Here is a 19915-nt window from a genome sequence, read left to right as displayed (position 1 = left end):
CACAAGCTTTCAAACAAGAACCCTAACTACCATGTCCAAACAACTTAACATCATCGGTGAACTCATCAATAACGCCTATGCCCGGGCCCGCCGTGCATGGGCAGATCGTAACCTCGAAGGGTTCCAAAACTTGGCTAAAGTTCAGACCAATCTCGGAGCCCGATACCTGACACTCAATATTGATGGAACCTCCACCATGCAGGTCAAACAAGAGGAAATGCTCGATTTCCTCCCGACGCTGGTCCCGGCACTCCAACAAGCTACCAGCACCCCGATCAGCTTCGATAACCCAGCCGTTGAGTTCCACCGCGTAGGCCTCAGCCATTACGACCGGACAAAAAGCCCGGCTCCGATTCTCAATTCTCTGGCAGCTTCACGCGACCAACTGGATGAAATGATTGATTTGGTCAGAGAGTTCGATACCCGGGTCATTGTGATTGCTTCAGAAAAATTTACAGAGCATGGGGGCAGCGAGGCATGCCTGAAAGCTGAAGACGTCCATCAAACTGCCGCTTATTTTGTGGATCGATTAAAAAGTGAAGCAGCAAGAACCAACGATGACATCATCATCGACCCCGGTCTCGCCCCTGTTGGTGCAGATACCTACGGCCTGATCAACGTAGGTCTCGACGGCATGCAATTGATCCGTCAAGATGCCGAACTACATGGCTGCCACATGATGGTCGGCTTATCAAACTTCGCCTGGGGAACCCCCAAACATGCCCGACACCAATTGGAAAATGCTTATCTCACCCTCGCGATGGAAAACGGCCTCGATTATGCCTTGGCCAACCCGGAAAAAGCACCCCGCCCACTGGAAGCCACCTCTAACCTTGTAGCCAAACTACGAGCTGCGCTTGAAGAAGGACGACCCAGCCAGGGAGTTACCCAGGAAGAAGCCGGATATGATCAGGCCGAAGCCATCATGGACATTTGCGACGACCTCGAACAAGCCTAACACGATCAAAGCCATGAACACCAGCGATCATCATTTCTATCAGAAACTTACCAGTTCAGGGAAAGCCGTCAGGTGGATTCGGGTCGGCCACCTTCTCACCGGCCATGCACCTCAAGCGATCACGATGGGGCATGTGGTCTATAATGCAGAATCCATCCTCTACGCAGGAAAAGAAGCCCCCCCCGCAGCGATCGTTCAAGAAAAGCATCGGCCCGACCTCACCATGCCGGATCACACGCTGCTTCCCGGCCTCATTGAAGCCCATGCCCACCTCTTTCTTCAAGGAGCAGAACTCGATGCCGAAAAACGAAAACAACACCTCATCCAGAGCCCCGAGGCATTGCTCTCTCAAGCAACACCTCGACTTGCCATGCTTCCCCGGTTTGGAGTCATTGCCGTGCGCGATGCCGGAGACAAAGATGGTGTCGGCCTGGCTTTAAGTAAAAGCTATCGCTCACACCATAAAGCGGCTCGGGCGTCGGCCTACATTGACAGCCCCGGTGCTGCGATTCATCATCAGGGGCGATACGGAAGTTTCATGGGGAGCCCGCTCGAGCAACATGCTGACGCTGCAGATTGTGTGGCCGCTCGGGTCGCCGAAGGAGCCGATCGCATTAAACTCATCCCAACCAGCATCATCAACTTCAAAAAGGGCATGGTCACGGCCAAACCCCAAATGGACACGGAGGAGCTCAGCGCTTTCACCAAGGCCGCACGCGAGCATGGCAAGCAAAGCTTCGCCCATGCATCCGGCGATGTCGGCATCGATCACGTCATCGCCGCCGGAGTGGATACCGTCGAACACGGGTTCTTCATCCGTTTTGACCAGCTCGACCGGATGCTTGAAAAAAACATCGCTTGGGTTCCCACATTTGCACCCGTTCAAAAACAAATCGATCACGCGGAGATCATGGCCTGGGATGAGGATTGTCTCGCAAACTTGAAAAAAATCATCGAAAACCATAAGGACAGCCTACGCTATGCACATCAAATCGGAGTGACGATCATCGCAGGCAGTGACGCCGGATCCTACGGAGTCCCCCACGGCGAAGGTTTGCTTTACGAACTGGAGTTGATGCAGGAGGCAGGATTGCCCCCGATCAATGTCATCAACACCGCGACCGGAAACAGCTCAAAGAGACTGGACTTCCATGAAAAATTCGGACTCATTCAAGAAGGCTATCAAAGCAGAATGATTCTAAGTGCCCATCACCCCGAAGAGAATGTGACCAATCTTCGCAAAAATCATCTCTGTCTATTTGATGGAACGGTCATCGAGTCCGATAACGATATTTCGTTCATGTAAGGATCAGGAAACAGCTGGTAGAGAAAGAATACCTCCACCACAAGCTATACAATCCACCTGAGTTAGCTAGGATGACGTTCAATCGTCGTAGCCAGTCCCTCACGAAGATCGGACCATCCACCTCACCATTCCCATGAACCTTTCTCTTCCATCTCCAGCTCTCATGCTTGCGGTAATGCTTCTAAGCACCGGAGCTATACCAGCCCAGACAAAAGCGCCCCAAGACTCCAGGCCTAATATCATTGTTATTTTAGTTGATGATATGGGGTTTTCGGACATCGGGTGTTACGGTGGAGAGATCGACACACCAACAATCGACAAGCTTGCCTCCGAAGGGCTGAGGTTTACCCAGTTTTACAATTGTGGTCGATGCTGCCCAACGCGGGCCAGTCTTCTGACCGGTCTCTATCCTCACAAAACCGGGATCGGGTTTATGACCGCTCAGGATTTTGGCAAACCCGGATACCGGGCTGACCTCAACAGGCAATGTGTCACCATTGCTGAAGCCTTAAAAACGTCAGGCTACAGCACCTACATGACTGGCAAGTGGCATGTTAGTAAGGATTTTTCCGAAGACGGGCCCAAACACAACTGGCCGCTCCAGCGAGGGTTCGACAAATTTTATGGAACGCTGTTAGCCGCAGGAAGCCAGTGGGACCCCATTACTCTGACCGAAGGAAACAGCTACACAAAAATGAAGCCCGGTGAGTTTTACACGGAAATCCTCACAAACAAAGCATGTGAATACATCCAACAGCACGACACCCAAAAACCCTTTTTTCTCTACCTCGCTCATACAGCTCCCCACTGGCCGTTGCATGCCCGCCAAAAAGTCATTGAAAAATACAGAGGGCGATTTGCAGCAGGCTGGGACAAACTCCGGGCCCAGCGTCTGGAACGCCTGAAGGCATTAGGCATTCTCCCCAAAGAAAGCCAACTCTCATCAAGAGATGCAAAAGTCCCGGCGTGGGACAGTATTCCACACAAAGAGTGGGAGCAAAGCCGGTTCGAGGCATTCGCAGCCATGGTCGACCATATTGATCAGAGCACGGCAAGCCTTCTCGAAACGCTCGACAGCAAAGGGGTCCGAAACAACACACTCATCCTCTTTCTCTCCGATAACGGTGGAGATAAACAGGAACACATGTATGGCGAAATCGGAAACACGGGTAAACCCTGGGCATACATGCGCTACGTTCCGCTCTATACACCGGACGGAGCCCCAGTAATCGCCGGCGATATCCCAGGTTGGAAACTCGGCCCGGCCAACACATATGGAGGCTACGGAACCAAATGGGCTCACCTCAGCAACGCCCCGTTCAAAAAATTCAAAAAGGACACCTACGAAGGAGGAATTTCAACCCCGATGATCGCCTACTGGCCCAAGGGTATCAAAGCCAAAAACCAACTTCGCCACCAACCATCCCACGTCGCAGACATAATGGCAACCTGTCTCGAACTAGCACAAACGCCGTATCCCAAAAGCTATCAAGGCCAAACACTCAAGCCGCTGGACGGCAAGAGCTTGCTCCCGGTATTTGAGAAAGATCAAAAAAACCACAAATCCCTCTTCTGGGAACACCACGGCAACCGAGCGGCGCGTGTGGGAGATTGGAAAATTGTTGCGGGCTACCAGCAAGCATGGGAGCTCTACCACATCTCCAAAGATCGGACCGAAACACAAAACCTAGCATCCCAACACCCTGAAAAAGTCAAAGAACTCAGTGGCCTCTACGACCAATGGGCAGCAAATTCAGATGTTATCCCCCGCGAACAACTCAATATCCCCGAAATCCCACCATCTGACAACCCTCTGGTCAGAAGCAAAAAAGAAATTGAGGCCTACTTGAAAGTCGCAAACGAGGAACTCAAAAAACATGGATTTCGCCAACTCCAAACAGAAAAACAATAAACCTTTCACCCAACATACCCATGATCACACCACAAGCAAAAATCACACCCGTCCTCGACCCCGACTTTGTTCCTGCAGTCCTTTGGAACCGCGCGTTTGAAGAAAAAATAAGCTCCGACCCAGGAGCCCATGATGTCGAAATCGCCTTGTGTCGAACCGATGGAACCGTGTTTCGCCGATCCGTGCGGGTCCTCAATCACGAAGGGGAAAACCAGGCCACCAACATCAAATACATTGAGCGCCTGATCAAGTTCATGCTTTGGGGCCTTGGAGGAAGCCAAATCCACATTGCAGGCGATGACGCCATCGCGGCATCACTCAGTGAGTTTTACACATCGGAGGGCCGGCAACGCTTCGACTGGGAAATCATTGGTAACGGCATGTTTGGTGAACACATCAAAGTGATTGCCTGCACACTCGAAGACATCCCTGCCGAAAACAACGCAGCAGCCCCACTGGGCAGACACCTTGAGGGCTGCCGTATCGGGTTTGACCTCGGAGGATCCGACCGTAAATGCGCTGCGGTGATGGATGGTGAGGTCGTTTTTTCCGAAGAGGTGCCATGGGATCCCTATTTCCAGTCAGACCCCTCCTATCAATATGAAGGGATCGTTGACTCGCTGCGACTCGCCGCCGAGCATTTACCACGAGTCGACGCCATTGGAGGATCGTCCGCAGGGATCTACATCAACAACGACGTCCGAGTTGCATCACTTTTCCGAGGCATCACCGATAAAGACCTGTTTGGGGAAAAAGTCAGACCTATGTTCAAGAACATCATGGCGGAAGAATACCCAGGCATTCCTTTTGAAGTCATCAATGACGGTGAGGTCACCGCACTTGCGGGCTCCATCAGCATGAATACCAACGCCGTTCTCGGCGTCGCCATGGGGACATCCGAAGCCGTGGGCTATGTCGATCCGCAGGGTAACGTCACCGCCCAAATCAACGAACTTGCCTTTGCTCCGATTGATTACCGTGAAAACGGCCCCGTCGATGAATGGTCCGGTGATGAAGGCTGCGGCGTGCAGTTCTTCAGCCAACAAGGGGTCGCTCGGCTTGCACCCGCGGCAGGCTTTGATTTTGGTGACATGCCTTTCCCGGAACAACTTGTCGAAGTGCAAAAAGCCATGGCCGATGGTGACGAAAGGGCGGCTAAAATCTACCAGACCATCGGAACGTGCTTTGGATATGCCATTGCCCATTACGCCGATTTCTACGATATCGAAACATTGATCATCATGGGCCGTGCCACCTCCGGACCCGGAGGTCAAATCATGATCGACTCGGCAGAAGACGTGCTCAAGCTGGAATTTCCAGCCCTGGCTGAAAAAATCAATATCACCCAACCGGACGAAAAAATGAAGCGTCATGGACAGGCTGTTGCCGCAGCGTCTCTACCAGCACTCCCCCCGACGAGCTAATACCAAGTAGTAAACAGACGGGACGATAGCCGAGATGAATGAGTTCTTTGGTAAGGCGCGACGAAGGAATGGTGCGGGAACCATGACTAAGGAGAAACAAAGCCAAAGGAGTCATTCATCCGGAACTCTCATGGATCACGCAGTGCTTTTCCACAGTACTTTTCCAAATACCTCAACAACGATCAATCGTCTCGTCTGTTTTGCGGAGTGGTATGAGTCGGGGACGAAAAGCAGAACCATGGCCAATACATACGATCAAAGGGGAAGACTCCCCCGCTGCGGCACCTCTTGATCGTGGCGTTAGCATCCATAAAGGCATACCAGCCATTGCAGCGCGCCACTCAATTCTCAGCCATTCTCTGTAGTTCTCAGTATTGTTGGCTTAGCCACACAGCTCGAGATCTATCGAGGATGTGAGCGCAATCAATCTTGCTCACGCCTCACCGGGGGCTCATAAAAATCAACGATCCCCTTCACCTTAACCCGGGGCCGCCCCCGGACATCCTTCTCTGAATACACAAACAACTTGAGGTGTTTGTTCGGGTTGAAATGATAGGTATTGCGAGCATACCATTCTACCTTTTCCGCTTCTTTTCGGTAGAGGGCAAATGGAAGAGGCGTTTTTTTCGAATACTTGAACTGAAGTGTGTGCACTTTCCTCTGGGGGCTCATCTTAAATTTCTTTTTACCGATGGAACCTTCCATGCTCAATTGGGTCATATTGTGGAACTGATAGGCTCCATAGGGTGAATCCAATCGTGTGTCAGGAATACTGTAGACCTTGTATTTGCCACGGGCTGTCTCCTTCGGGAAAAACAAAAAGAGATACCTTTTCTTTTCCGGGTTGATTCTGGCTTTCGCAGCAAGCGAATACACATCCTTGCCATCGACAGATGCCTTCCTGTAAAAAGACACCCATCTTCCCGGAAATGTTTGTCCAACGAGTGATGGCTCCATCTCAAACAAACTGGTCTGTTTATAAACGGACTCCTGCTTTGCTTCCCCCCCGCCCTTTTTCTTTCGAAAAACCCGGTAATAAAGGGGCTCCTTGATGTTCTTCCATCCGGCGGTTCTAAATTTCAGACTCGCCGCATGCATCCGCTCGCCTAATTCATTCTGCTCATGGCTTTGGGCTCGACCAACAGACAACAACGAGCTTGAAACAAGCGCCAACAATAAAATTTTGTATATCATCACATTAAACTTCACTCGCATTCAACCACCTGAACGAAACCACCTTGATTTGACGGCCGTAAATTTTGGCTTCCTCTGATGCGTCAGTATTTAAAACATACGGGTCCTCTCCAGCAGGGTCACTTGTCGTTTTATATTCCGGATTCAGTCTATCCAGTAAGCTGCCATTGTCACCGACGGGTGTTGGCACACGCTGAACGGTCGCCTCACACCATGCTCTTGCCATAATTTTCCCTGTCGATGGATTAACCGCTTCTCCATAAGCCCGAACCACAAACGTGTCCGATCTCGCAACCAACACATTCCCCAAACTTGCCAATACATCACTCTGCCTCAGACGTCCGGTAATTCCACGCTCAGTTCCCGTTCCATAAAGTCCGGAAGACAAAGCGTCTTCAATAGCTGCTTCCAAGGCTCCGGCCTCCCCTGTCTTGTCAGAGGAGATCCTCCGGTTCACAAAATCACTGACGGATAAAAACGGCCCTCGCGAGCGAACTTGTTCAACGATGGACTCAGCCAGTTGGTCAATCTGAGTTTCCGTGAGCTCAACGTATCCAAGCCAATCTTCACCTTCTCCTCCTGAAGGCACGGACATCCGGGCGAATGGCGTTCCGCTGGTGGAATGAACGGATACCTGACCATTGATTGGGTTTAACTTCGGTATGTCTTTTTTATACATACTCGCCAGCCATGCCTTCCACGCTTCTTTCCGTGTGGAGTTCACATTAAAGCCTCCGTTTAACATCAAATTTCTGGCCATCCAGCGGTAGTGAGTAAGCTCATCAACCAATTGGTCTTCACTCTTTGCCAAGCTATCCGGAGAAAGCACGATCCTCTTGTTAGCCAAAGGATTCTTCTCACTAGGATTGAGATAGCGCCGGATGTGTTCTTCCGCTTCTTCAAGCGCAGCATCACCACTGTTCTCATCATAATCCCCCTCCAAATAGAGACCACTCAGGAAATACCGGTCCCACAATTCCATATTCGTCAAATAGGAAAGATCATAGATTACATTTTCAAAACCATCTTCAGTTTCACTTTTGACAATTTCATTTGTTGCCAGCGTCGGATGAGGGAAAGAGCTACCTATCGTATATGGGTTCGTCCACCCCGAAGAGGCTAACTGGCAACTTTGAAAACCACCCAATGATACCAGTGGAGCATCTGGCACATCATAATAAATCACACGGCTTTGTCCGAACCCTTCATGCGAGCTTCCCCAGAATCCGTTATTCCGAGCCCCGACACCATTCTGTAACAAATCAAAGTCAGCCACCTTCTTAATGGATGCCATCCACGTTTCAGGAATACCTCCGCCGGAGTTCATCGCCTTACTATGGTTCACAATGGACCGGGGGTCTATCGCCGTCGCCATACCATAAAGCGCTTCATCAGAGGCGGGACGTTTAAACTCAATATAGGCAACCGCCTTTTTATTGTCCGCCCCCGTGGGAATGGTTGTCGTACTAGTTTCGAACTTACCTTGCTCAACCATCTTCGAGCTATCTGTGATATGTACTGAGCTCATCTCCGGCTGATCAATCAGCTCATCACTCGTTTTCGTATCAAAAGGATTATATGCCCCACCGGTCAAGGTCTCAAAGTATCCGAGATTGGTTTCAAACGATGACCTTTGCGTATTGTCGGCTTTAAAAATGAATTTGATTTCATCCCCGGCTTGCAACTGCCATTTACTCGAATGCTTCAAATAATACCCGCCATTCCAATTATTCGTAAACTTACCGGGCTCAGTATAAAGTTTACTATACGAATAGGCTTTGGGCGCGGGAAAATCCAAGGCAAATGTCCGCAACTCTCCCGGTTGCAGCTCAAGGTTTTTCTCAGGGCGGGAATCTCCCCCCAGAGGATGAGCCACACCGATCCTGATATGCTTAAAAGGAAATGCGCGGTCAACCCCGAACGGTTTCCCCGGTTCTGAAGCCCACTGCTCGACACTGCTTCCACGCCTGCGCTCAAGAGACCACAATAACCCCGCCAAATTCATTTGCGTGAACACAGACTCCGCTTCCACTGAAACATTGTAAGGATTCCACAAGGTTCCTACGGCATCAATACAGACGTGCAAGATATCTGATTTGTAACGACTGCTGTATTCTTTGTAGACACTGAGGACGAACCCAAACTTGGTGAGCACCGGGGTCATTCCATAAGTTCTGAATGACAGATTATTCCACGGCCGGTCACCCTTTTGCGCGGCATTGTCGTAAACCCAGAACGGGTCCCATAGACTGTCTGAGGCATACCCTCCTCCCGAAGTCTCCGACTCACCGACATATGTCGTAGACAAGGGGTGCCGTCCATACGAGTCTGTCCGATGACTGTAAGGTTGATACGGTTGGGCCAACCATGTCCGCTCGTTTGAAGGAGATTTCATCCCTCTTCGGGCTCGGTGACTTTTGTCCAACTTTTCAAATTCCCGTTTGTATTGTCTGTAATGACAACGCAGCAAATCCCAGGAAGGCCCCCTTAAATATTTGCGTTTCCCCGTACGGTCACTTCCCGACGATTCGCCAGGATAGGCAAAAAGGTATCCCATTTTTTTTGCCCACCAGTAGGGGCTGTAGTTCGAGGCATCCATCCGGGCATGCCTGAACTGACTTTCTTGATCACCCGAGTTATTAAACTCCCAAATCGAGGTGTAATTCGAAGGCCGGTCCGTAAGCAAATCTGCATCATTCAGATCATACTCCCAGTCACTTGCTGAGTCATTTGCCTTTAGGTCAGGCAATTCAAATGGCAATGACAAGTCGCGCCTTAACCCACCCCTCAACACATCAGCGAGAACCGAACGGCTAACCACACTCACATCATGAAAACGCTCTTTGGCAACCTCTTCAGAAACCACCCCATCGCGAAATAATGACATCTGCCCCCGACTAAGCACCCGGTTCAATTCCAATTCGTGTCCATCACTTTCAAACTGCTCAAAACCATCAAGGTGCTTCACACCGACCGTAGCCTGACTCATCAGATTCAGCCGAGACGTCCGGTCTTCCAATATGGCTGTATACCCTCTGGACGGAGCCGTAGCGACATTTGCTTTCACCCCCTCGTCAATCACCCCCCAAGCATATCCCCCCCGATGTAAACCATCCTTGTATAGTTTCATTTTTGGAACCAGCAAACGCTCATCATCAGCCATCGCTTTGCCCAAGGTTCCTTCACCAATGAGTTCCTCGACATCTCGCGAATCAATACTCGATTTTGCGAATTCCAAATTACCCACATCTTCCGGAGCACCTGAAATCAACCATCGAAGGAACGCTTTTTCATTGCGGGTTTGCTCATACGGTTTCCAATATGCTCGCATCCCAGCATCATCCCTATCCGCCCACTTTTCAGTGGTGAACACCCCGACATAATGCTTTTTTGTTTCGTGCCGAGACCACCCTGCAAAACCCGAATCACCTATAATGTCAGCCTCCGCGGTCACCCGCTGATCCGGCCCTGCGTGTTTTTGTAATTCTCCAATAGCCAACATCAATGCCATACGAGCATTCGATCTGGCCTCCATCATCGCTCGCCCTTGGCTGCCTGACCTTAATTCTACCGTAGATAAACCAAGCATCGACAGCGCAACCATGACGAGCAAGACCATCACCGAAATCGTGGCAACCAAAGCAAAACCGTGCCCACTCGCTTGAGACCGACACCGCACTCGATGCGAAACTTTTTTACGATTGGCTGATAAAACACTGAGATGCATACGGTATAGATTTGGATTTGTATAATCCTCACTATACACATCGTTCATTGAGCGTCACCACACATCAAGTGGTTTCAACTCAAAACCAGACACCCATACCACCCAACTCTATCAGATGAGCTAAAACTGATAGGAGTAATTTAAGATGAAGCGGATATCCTCGATATCATTCCCTTCATCGATCCAATTTTTTGCATAACGGGCTCGAAACCATACACCATCAAACAATTCAACCGACGGCTTGTAATCGATGGTGAAATCAAATTCCTGCTGGTCAGGTGACGCCTGGCTTCCGCTGTCCGGCGTATCACCAATGATCCAGGAAGTATCAACGGAAACCCCGTCCAGACCGTGCGGAGCAAAATCATAGGTCAAGCCCAAGCGAAACGACTCCTCACCGGCCCGGTCAAAATCCTGAATGATGGATGAGTTATATGCTGGAGAGCCTCCCCAGGGTTTGAGGACGCCACTTCCATTAGCGGTCCTCTGGTAAGACAATGCCGCAGCAAAGTTACAATACTGCAAAGCTACTTTCACTCCTGCCGACTGGGTCTTAAAGTCACCTAACCATTCATCTCCTACACTTCGCTGATCGGTGAACTGAACACCAAGCTCAAGCTTCAAGTCATCCGACCATTCAATCAAGGTTTCAGCTTCCACATAAAAGCTATTAAACATATCCCATCCATATTGTTCGGATGCCGCCACAAAAGTTTCATCACTGAACTCATAGCGTAATGATACGATCGAAACACCACGGTCTCCCTGGTCGCTACCAGCCACAGACGACATGGATTCGAAATCTGTCGATGTCTGGGTTTTGATACGTGCCACATGCCCCGCTCCGATACGCAGATTTTCGATCGAGGCGATACGAAAGCCCACCATTTCAAAAGTATGAGGAGTCATCCGAAAATCATTGGCATTAATATATGGTAAATCGACTCGAGACCGACCAGCTCGAAGCAGGTTCTCCCCATGCCTGAAGTCGGCGTAGGCCTCACCCAGAGCTGTGTAACCATGCTGGCCTGGAGCTAACAAATTCAAACCATCCCGATCCGATGGTCCATAAATTTTTTGTGAAGTGTAAAGAGTTAACCCCACGCGGAACCAATCGCGGAACCACCCACTTTCCACACCTAACTCTCCGCCAAATGCCGCAGTCTCCTGAATCCCCTCACTCTCCACATCCCGATGAAAATAATAAAACCTCGGTTTGACCTCAAATTGAATACCATCAACAAAAGAGTGCCCCGTCTTGGGGATGTACTTTTCCCTCAAAGAAGGTAACCACTTTCGCGGCAAAACAGCAAAAGGATCATACTGATTAAGCAAGTCCTCCGGTATGGCGCCGACCGTTGCGGTTGCGGATCGGTCACCTCTCAATTCGGGGGTCACCGGGGCTTCCGCAGCCAAATATGCCGGTCCGGGTTCAGCGATAACACCCCCGGTAAGGCTCATCAACACGCCACATACCAAACCAGCCCAGTCCGAGTTTGAGCACTGCCGGCCCCATTGAGATTTTTTCTCAGCATTCATAAATCCCGTGCACCCTATCAGGGAGAGCTTGAGGCGTCAATATCCATTCCCCTTACCCGCACGCAGCCTGCGCACACTTCATTCCATCCAAGGCCGCTGAAATAATGCCTCCAGCATAACCCGCCCCTTCACCACAAGGGTAAAGCCCCAACCATTCAGGGTGTTGCAAATGACCATCCTCTCGAGGAATACGTAAAGGACTACTTGTCCGGGTCTCAAAACCTAACAACCCAGCCTCCTCTGTCACATAGCCCTTCATTTCCCGCCCGAACTTTTTGAGTCCCGTTTGCATACGTGTTGAAATGAAGGCAGGCATCTCCTGATGCAAGGGAACACTGGTCACCCCTGGAAAATAACTCGTATCAGGCAGTGAGTCCGACAGCTTGTGATCAAGAAAGTCGCTCACTCGCTGGCCGGGGGCTTTTTGCATTCCACCACCCAGGCGAGATGCCAGCACTTCCATTTCTTTTTGAAAAGCAATCCCTGAAAGAATACCATGTTCGGCATCAAAACTCCGAGTATCTTCAGGGTCCACACTTACCACCAGCCCACTATTCGCGAAGGGTGAATCCCTCCGGGCCAACGACATCCCGTTGACCACAACCTCATCATTTTCAGTGGCGGCAGGCACAATAAAACCACCGGGGCACATACAAAAAGAGTGAACTCCGCGTCCGCCGATCTTGCACGCCAAACGGTAGCGTGCAGCGGGTAGGATGCGAGGTCTTTCAGTCCCGCGTCGGTAATGATACTGGATACTATCGATCAAGGGTTGCGGATGTTCTATCCGGACGCCGACGGCAAATGTTTTTTGCTCCATCAACACCTGTTCCTCAGCCAATTTTCGGTAAATGTCCCGGGCGCTATGCCCCGTGGCCAAAATGACAGCTTCCCCTAAAAATTCACGACCGTCAGCAGTAGCGACACCACGCACCTTACCGGAATCGAGAGTTCTCAAAAACTCCGTCACCTTGGCTCCAAAATGCACTTCCCCCCCTGCGCTCAAGATACTGTGACGGATGGCCTTAACTACATTCGGCAGCAGATTCGACCCGATATGAGGGTGGGCGTCGGTCAAAATTTTTCGTGGGGCTCCATGGGCTACAAAGGTTTCATACACATCGCGCACCGGACCTCGTTTGGTCGCCCGCGTGTATAACTTCCCATCGGAAAACGTCCCGGCGCCCCCTTCTCCAAAGCAGTAATTCGAATCCTCGATCACCTTGCCATGGCGCATGATCGGAGCCAGGTCAAAACGTCGGGCTGAGACATCCTTGCCTCGCTCCAGCACCACCGGTTTCCATCCCAATTCAATGGCCTTGAGTGCCGCAAACATGCCTGCTGGACCACAACCAACAATAATCACCTGACGGGCCTGATCAGGAACCTGCGGGTAATCGGCTCGATATTCGGGCTCCGGGGGCAATGTTTGGCCGAGACCAACCTCGATGCGTAGGTTGACCTTGAGCTCTTTCTTGCGGGCATCAATGGAATGCTTGCGCAAGCGCATGTCAAGAATCTGCCTTGGATGGACCTTCAGTTTGCGAGCCAATTTTTTACGCCACACCTCTTGATTTTCAGAGGCCTCCAAGGGGAGGATAATATCCGTCGTAACGATCTGTTTCATACTGATGGGGTGGATTCGATTTTATCTCCGAGCTCTTTTTTAGATCCGTCCGAATCCACATTGACAAAACTGACACAGGTGGAAAAGATCACACCTTGATCCTTACTACTCCCCTGTCTGACTTCGACCTGATAGGTCACGGACGTCCGTCCCTGTTTTACGAGGACACATTGGATCTCCAGAATAACCCCTTTGGCCACGCCGTGGTGAAATTCCACTTTATCCATGCCCACCGTCACAAAGTGACATCCGGGAAAATCCAAGCTAGCAGCAATCCACGATGCTTCATCCACCCAGGCCAACATTTTCCCACCGAACAAAAAACCATACTGGTTCAAGTCCTCGGGTAAGACAAGTCGGTGCGTGATCATCGTTTCGGTGGACGTAGTATCATTGCGTGCTTCACGAATCTGTTGCTCCGACTTTTTCGATGGATATCCGTTTGTATCGAGACCGCCCGTTAGGTGAGGTGGCTTTCACCCCTTCCACTTGCATAATCGCATTGTATGCCAATCGACGGTAATATGCATTCAGCGGCTTGAGCTTGCGGGCTTTACCATCTTCAATGACTTGGCTGGCGGTCTGAATAGCGGTCTCCCGCAACTGCTTTTCTTGATTAGCCCGGTAATGATCACAATCCACTCGGACTCGTGGCGAATCCGGGTAGTGTTTAACCAGAATACGATTCATCAAATACTGCAAATCCTCGAGTCGGTCGCCGTGTTTGCCAATCAAGTAAGAGCTGTCTTCACTAATCATATTCAGACAGGGGCCATCCTCGTTTTCCGAAGTCTCGAGTTCCACCTCGAAACCGAGCTTCTCCAACATCGCGGATAAAATCTTTCCCGCTGCAACAAGGTCATTCATACACAGGTGATAGACAATTCCTGCAAAAACGTCAAATACCACTTACGTCACCTTGCTAAATTTACTCCCCCTCACCCAGATAAACCAATTCAGGAAGGAAAAACACCCCATCCCCCCTGCGATAAAGACATACCCAGAAGGAAAATCGAACGGTGAAGCCCGAAAGAAAAGTTTCCACCGTTCATTACCCAGCAATCGTTCCGCCATCCTATGCGTATTTTGCCTAGGCGAAAATCAATTTTCCTCTTGATTTTTCACCGGAATCCATAAGTTTCTCGGCACTCATTTTGTATATTCATTAAACTATGATCGAGGTCAGCAATCTTACCAAACACTTCGGTCCCAAGACCGTGGTTCGCGATCTATCCTTCACAGTCGAACCGGGAGAGGTTCTCGGCTTTCTCGGCCCGAATGGCGCGGGGAAATCGACCACCATGCGTATGGTGACCGGCTTTCTCTCCCCCAATAGCGGGGATGCCAAAATCTGTGGTATTTCCATGGTGGATCATCCGAAACAAGCCAAGGGCAAAATCGGCTACCTGCCGGAATCCGCACCTCTCTATGATGATATGACAGTGGTCGATTTCCTCAAGTTTTGCGCATCCATGCGTGGGCTTTCAGGAAAAGCCAGGCGCGAGGCGGTTGATTACGCCATCGAAACCTGCTTTTTGCAAAAAGTCGCCCCCCAGTCCATCAGCACCCTGTCGAAGGGATACCGACACCGGACCTGTCTGGCTCAGTCCTTGCTGCACGATCCGGAGGTCTTGATTCTGGATGAACCGACGGATGGTCTGGATCCCAACCAAAAACACGAAGTGCGCCAACTGATTGCCCGCCTGGGAGAAACCAAGGCGATTCTCTTCTCCACCCACATTCTCGAAGAAGTGGACGCAGCCTGCACCCGGGCCGTGATCATCGATCAAGGCTCGATCGTTGCCGACGGCACCCCGGCCGAGCTCCGGGAACAGTCCGGCAGCAACTCACTGCACGATTTATTCCGCACGGTCACCACCAAGGAAACCGAATAAACTCCCCCCCCTCCCTCTTCATTCACGATTAACGAATTACCGGCTTCATGTTCACCATTTACCAACGCGAATTAAAAAGCTATTTCACGCAGCCGACGGCCTACGCGGTCATCTGTATTTTCCTCTTCATGTCACTCTTCCTGACCTTCACGCTCGGCAGTTTCATCCAAATCGGTGACGCCAACCTGGAGTGGAGCTTTTTCTTCTGGCACCCCTGGATCTTTATGCTGCTGGCTCCTGCGCTCGGCATGCGCCTCTGGTCCGATGAACAACGCAGCGGAACCATTGAACTGCTCGGGACCTTTCCCACCACGATCTGGTCGGCCATCGTTGGCAAGTATCTGGCCGCGGCCACCGTCTGGCTCGTTGCCTTGCTGCTGACCTGCCCGATGGTGATGGCCGTCAACACGCTGGGTGACCCCGACAACCTGACGATTTTTTCCGGATACATTGGCAGCTATTTGGTTTGCTGCAGTTTTCTCGCGATCACCTGCCTGATTTCAGCCTTCACCCGTGACCAAGTCTCCTGTCTGATCATCTCCTGCAGTATCTGCGTGCTGCTGGTCATTATCGGATTCCGCAACATCGAAACCGAGATCGCACGCAACTTTTCAAGCGCTACGACCGATGCCATTGTTTCGACCTCGGTCCTCAACCATCTGCAACCTCTGCTGAGAGGTTCCATCCGGATTCAGGACCTAACCTACTTTGGCTCCATCATTGCAGCCTGCCTGGTGTGCACCAGTGCCATCCTCAACGCCAAACGAGCCTAAGAGGAAGATTCACGCAAACGCATTCCGCAGTATTCCGACTTTATTCATCTCTTTTTTCATTCCGACCACCGCTTCAGAACATGTCTACCAAAGTCACACACCCAAACCGCAGGGCGATCCTTGGTATCATTGCCGTTATCCTGATCGTCATCTTTGCCAACTGGTTGATGAGCTCCACATCCCTGGGCAACCGCAATCTCGATCTCACCGAAGACAAACGCCACACCCTGACCGAAGGAACCAAGGCCATCCTCTCCGAGCTCGATACCCCGGTAATCATTCGCTATTACGCCACGCGCAAAAGTGAAATGATGCCCCGACAGCTCAAAAACTACATGCGTAAGGTCGACGACCTGCTCAACCGGTACCGCAACTTGTCCAAGGGCCAAATCATCATCGAACATCTGGACCCGCAACCCGACACCGACGCCGAAGACTCCGCCAACCTCGACGGCATCAGTGGGCAGCGCATCAACGACGAAAACCTCTATTTCGGGCTTTCCATTTCCAGTCTCAATCAAAAATCCGCAATCCCCTACCTCGACCCGAACGACGAAACCATGCTCGAATACCACCTTTCGAGCGCCATCGCCAATGTCACCTCATTCAAAAAGACTCGTGTCGGGCTGATGACCACCCTGCCGATGGCCGGTTCACCTGCCCAGATGCCCGGCCAGCAGCCACAGCAACCGTGGATCATGTATCAGCTCCTCGAACAGCGCTACGAGCTCCAGAACCTCGGGATGACGCCGGCGGATCTCAACCCGGAAGACACACCGGTCATCCTTCTCGTCCACCCTGCCGGGATCACTCCTGAAACCGAATACACCCTCGACCAATATCTACTCAAGGGAGGCATCATCATCGCCTGCATCGACCCCTATGCCATCACGGCTCCTCAGGGGAACCCAATGATGGGGGCCATGGGTGGAGGCGGCGTGCCAAAATCCTCACACCTGCCCACACTCCTTCAGGCCTGGGGAATCGGCATGGACAGCACCCACGTGATCGCAGACGGCAAGTATGCATCGGATTTCGGTGAAAACCGCCGGATGTACGCCCACCTTAATCTCAGTCAGGAGGCCATCACTGATAAAGACGAAATCACGACCCGTAATTTTGAAAGCCTCTATCTGCCGCTTGCAGGCGGGCTCACACTCAATGAGAACAAGGGGCTCAATGTCGAAACACTGGTCAAGAGCTCCAATGAAGTCATTCTGGTCACGGCGCAATCAGCCGGCAACCCGGATCCCGGACTGTTCACCCGCAGTCAACCCACCGGCAAATCCTATGGCTTGCTCATGCGGCTTCAAGGTTCCTTCCCGAGTGCCTTCCCCGACGGCAAACCTGGGAATGAACAAAGCGCCGATACAAAGGCTGAGGCCGAAGGAGACAAAACGCTGGCCGAGAACGCGTCGTCCGGCCTCAAGAAAGCTGAAAAGCCCGGAACCGTTTACCTTATCTCTGATGCCGACTTCCTCTTTGACGTTGCCTGTTTCCAATCCTCTCCCCAGGGGCATATCGCAGTCAATAACAACGCCGCTCTGATCGAAAACATCCTCGATCAATGCACCGGCTCCAAGCATCTGATTGGAGCCCGTAGCCGTGCGGCCACCATGCGCCCCTTCACTGTCGTCAAGGAAATGGAGACCCAGTTTGCCAAAGAGCTGCGTGAAGACGTCGAAAAAGCACAACAGGAGATGCAGGACATCGTCACTCAGCTGCAGCAACTGCAAAGCCAGAAATCACAAGGAAAACAACTGGTCCTGAGCCCTGAACAAGAGCTGAAAATCATTGAACTGCAAGAGAAAGAAATCCAACTCCGACGCGAACTACGCGATAAGCAAAAAAGCCTGAGATCGAGAAAAGACGCCCTCTACGCTAAAATCACCCGACTCACCGTCGCCGTGACCCCTGCCTTTGTGGCTCTACTCGGGCTCGCCGTCTGGCTCATCCGCCGGAAAACCACCCGGGCCCTCTAATCCCCCTCACGCTGCGCTCACCATCTTCCACAGCAGCTAACGAATAACCGATACCTATTCTTCATGAAACAACGCACTGTCATCATCCTCTGGTCGATTGCCATCGTGCTTGGCATCGCAGCCTACTTCGTTAAATTCCACGGAAATGAAACCGTGGGAAGCCAGACCAACAGGGTCGCCGGCGACAAAGTTCTGCCCAAGCTCCCCATTCGCGAACTCACGTCCGTCACACTGCAACAAGGTGACGAGCTCACCACACTGGTTCGCGGAGAGAACAATCTCTGGACTGTCAAGGAACGTGGTCATTACCCAGCCAACCACGAACTTCTGAGAAACTTGCTAGGCACCCTACACGAGGTCAAGGTCACCCAGGGATTCCCCTGCAGCGCCAAACACTTCGGCAAATTTGGCCTTGCCAAAGAAAGCGAAGAGGCAAGTGACCTGGGATTAAAAGTAAGCATGAACAATAGCTCCGGTGAGACTCTGGCAGAAGCCTACCTCGGCAAATACAGTGGAACAGGCCGCGGTGACGCCGGACGCTTCATCCGCGTTACCGGCGATGACTCCGGCATCTACGCGGTGGGTGAAACTTTTCCCGGAGTCTACGCTGACGCTCCATCATGGCTGGAAAAACAATTCCTGAGTATTCAGAATATTCAAAGCGTCAAGGTGAGCGCCCCCTCCGACCCCAACTTTGTAAGCTGGGAACTTCGTCGCGAAGGTAATCAAGCCAGCTCGCAGTTCAAACTGGCCGATCTGGGAGAAAAGGAAAGCATGCAAGTGACCTCAACAGCCCCCCTACGTAACCTCTTCTCCTACAGCTCATTCCAGGATGTGCTCAGTAAAGAAGAAGCCGGTGCCAGTGCAAACCCGGATGCCAAACTCAAACGACAAGCAGTCATCCAAACCTTCGATGGTATCACCTACCAGCTCGCCTACTGGCCACAAAAAGAACCAGCGACCGAAAGCCATGATCCGGAATCACCACTTCCCCCCGCCCAGGCAGCTTGGCTACTCACCGTGAACATCACAGCCGAACTCCCCAAGGAACGCAGCAAACAAGCCGACGAAAAAGCGGAAGACGCCGCCCGACTCGATGCAGAATTTGCCACACGCCAAAACCAGCTCAAAGAACAACTCGAGCAAAGCCGGGTGTTTGAGGGGCGTATCTACCAAGTTGGCCACACCACACTCACCGCCTTGCAAAAAAACCGCAGCGACTTTGTCACAAGCAAAGCTCCGGCGGTGGACAGCCCATCGGTTGCGATCCCCCCCGTTCACCAACCATAACAAGCCCCCTGTAAAACCACGCTGATGGCCTGCTCTTGATGGCCTACTCTAATGGCTCAGGCTCGATGACGGCATTGGGTGGGAATCAACCCACCCGAACAAAAAAAGAAACAGGCAACGAGAAAATCTCGTTGCCTGCCTCAAATGAGTTTGCAAATCTTGCGCTGACAGACAGCCCATTATTTGCGAAATCCCTCTTCCATATTCAGTGAACACCTTTGTTTCATGAGGAGGTTAACTTCCTCCTGTCGCAGAATCTCTCTACGCACCATCCGGTCTTCACCTTCA

General features: G+C 51.5%; 13 protein-coding genes and 1 pseudogene. 8 read left to right on the top strand and 6 right to left on the bottom strand.

Annotated elements, in window-relative coordinates:
• Positions 1-31 precede the first annotated feature (31 nt).
• The 4 genes from HW115_RS00705 to HW115_RS00690 all read left to right on the top strand — a co-directional run bounded on the left by HW115_RS00705 (position 32) and on the right by HW115_RS00690 (position 5600).
• The gene (locus HW115_RS00705) at positions 32-958 is read left to right on the top strand and encodes a pterin-binding domain-containing protein (RefSeq protein ID WP_178930658.1); all 927 of its coding nucleotides are present in this window, start codon (positions 32-34) and stop codon (positions 956-958) included.
• A gap of 13 nt (positions 959-971) precedes the next feature.
• Entirely contained in the window at positions 972-2264 is a 1293-nt protein-coding gene (locus HW115_RS00700) for an amidohydrolase family protein (protein ID WP_178930657.1), read from the top strand.
• Positions 2265-2397: 133 nt separating this feature from the next.
• Entirely contained in the window at positions 2398-4176 is a 1779-nt protein-coding gene (locus HW115_RS00695) for an arylsulfatase (RefSeq protein ID WP_227021196.1), read from the top strand.
• A gap of 20 nt (positions 4177-4196) precedes the next feature.
• Positions 4197-5600 (top strand): ROK family protein, encoded by a 1404-nt coding sequence (locus HW115_RS00690; protein ID WP_178930656.1) that lies wholly within the window; start codon positions 4197-4199, stop codon positions 5598-5600.
• A gap of 423 nt (positions 5601-6023) precedes the next feature.
• Here the strand turns inward: HW115_RS00690 and HW115_RS00685 are convergent, their stop codons facing one another.
• The 6 genes from HW115_RS00685 to HW115_RS00660 form a co-directional block, all read right to left on the bottom strand.
• Entirely contained in the window at positions 6024-6797 is a 774-nt protein-coding gene (locus tag HW115_RS00685; RefSeq protein WP_178930655.1) for a hypothetical protein, read from the bottom strand.
• A gap of 1 nt (position 6798) precedes the next feature.
• A complete protein-coding gene (locus HW115_RS00680) occupies positions 6799-10434 on the bottom strand; it encodes a hypothetical protein (RefSeq protein ID WP_178930654.1) in 3636 nt (1211 codons plus the stop codon).
• A 207-nt stretch (positions 10435-10641) separates the two neighbouring features.
• Positions 10642-12060: an OprD family outer membrane porin gene (locus tag HW115_RS00675; RefSeq protein WP_227021195.1), complete on the bottom strand. Its 1419-nt coding sequence runs from the start codon at positions 12058-12060 to the stop codon at positions 10642-10644.
• 52 nt (positions 12061-12112) lie between these two features.
• Positions 12113-13687: an NAD(P)/FAD-dependent oxidoreductase gene (locus HW115_RS00670; protein ID WP_178930652.1), complete on the bottom strand. Its 1575-nt coding sequence runs from the start codon at positions 13685-13687 to the stop codon at positions 12113-12115.
• Positions 13684-14058, bottom strand: coding sequence for an acyl-CoA thioesterase (locus HW115_RS00665; RefSeq protein WP_178930651.1), 375 nt, complete (start codon positions 14056-14058; stop codon positions 13684-13686). Before HW115_RS00665 ends, HW115_RS00670 begins: the two co-directional genes overlap by 4 nt.
• A 31-nt stretch (positions 14059-14089) precedes the next feature.
• Positions 14090-14554, bottom strand: coding sequence for a Jag family protein (locus HW115_RS00660; protein WP_178930650.1), 465 nt, complete (start codon positions 14552-14554; stop codon positions 14090-14092).
• A gap of 305 nt (positions 14555-14859) precedes the next feature.
• Here HW115_RS00660 and HW115_RS00655 point away from each other — a divergent pair.
• The 4 genes and pseudogenes from HW115_RS00655 to HW115_RS00640 form a co-directional block, all read left to right on the top strand.
• Positions 14860-15525: pseudogene (locus HW115_RS00655) on the top strand (ABC transporter ATP-binding protein); the annotation flags it as partial.
• A 104-nt stretch (positions 15526-15629) separates the two neighbouring features.
• On the top strand, positions 15630-16355 hold the full coding sequence (locus tag HW115_RS00650) for an ABC transporter permease (protein ID WP_178930648.1): 726 nt from the start codon (positions 15630-15632) through the stop codon (positions 16353-16355).
• An 80-nt stretch (positions 16356-16435) separates the two neighbouring features.
• Complete coding sequence (locus HW115_RS00645; protein WP_178930647.1) at positions 16436-18337, top strand: GldG family protein; 1902 nt, start codon at positions 16436-16438, stop codon at positions 18335-18337.
• A gap of 63 nt (positions 18338-18400) precedes the next feature.
• On the top strand, positions 18401-19627 hold the full coding sequence (locus tag HW115_RS00640) for a DUF4340 domain-containing protein (protein ID WP_178930646.1): 1227 nt from the start codon (positions 18401-18403) through the stop codon (positions 19625-19627).
• The last annotated feature ends 288 nt before the right edge of the window (positions 19628-19915 follow it).

The organism is Oceaniferula marina (genome assembly GCF_013391475.1).
GTDB lineage: Bacteria > Verrucomicrobiota > Verrucomicrobiia > Verrucomicrobiales > Akkermansiaceae > Oceaniferula > Oceaniferula marina.
The sequence above is the reverse complement of the archived record's forward strand: the minus strand, read 5'-3'. Positions and strand labels throughout refer to the sequence as shown.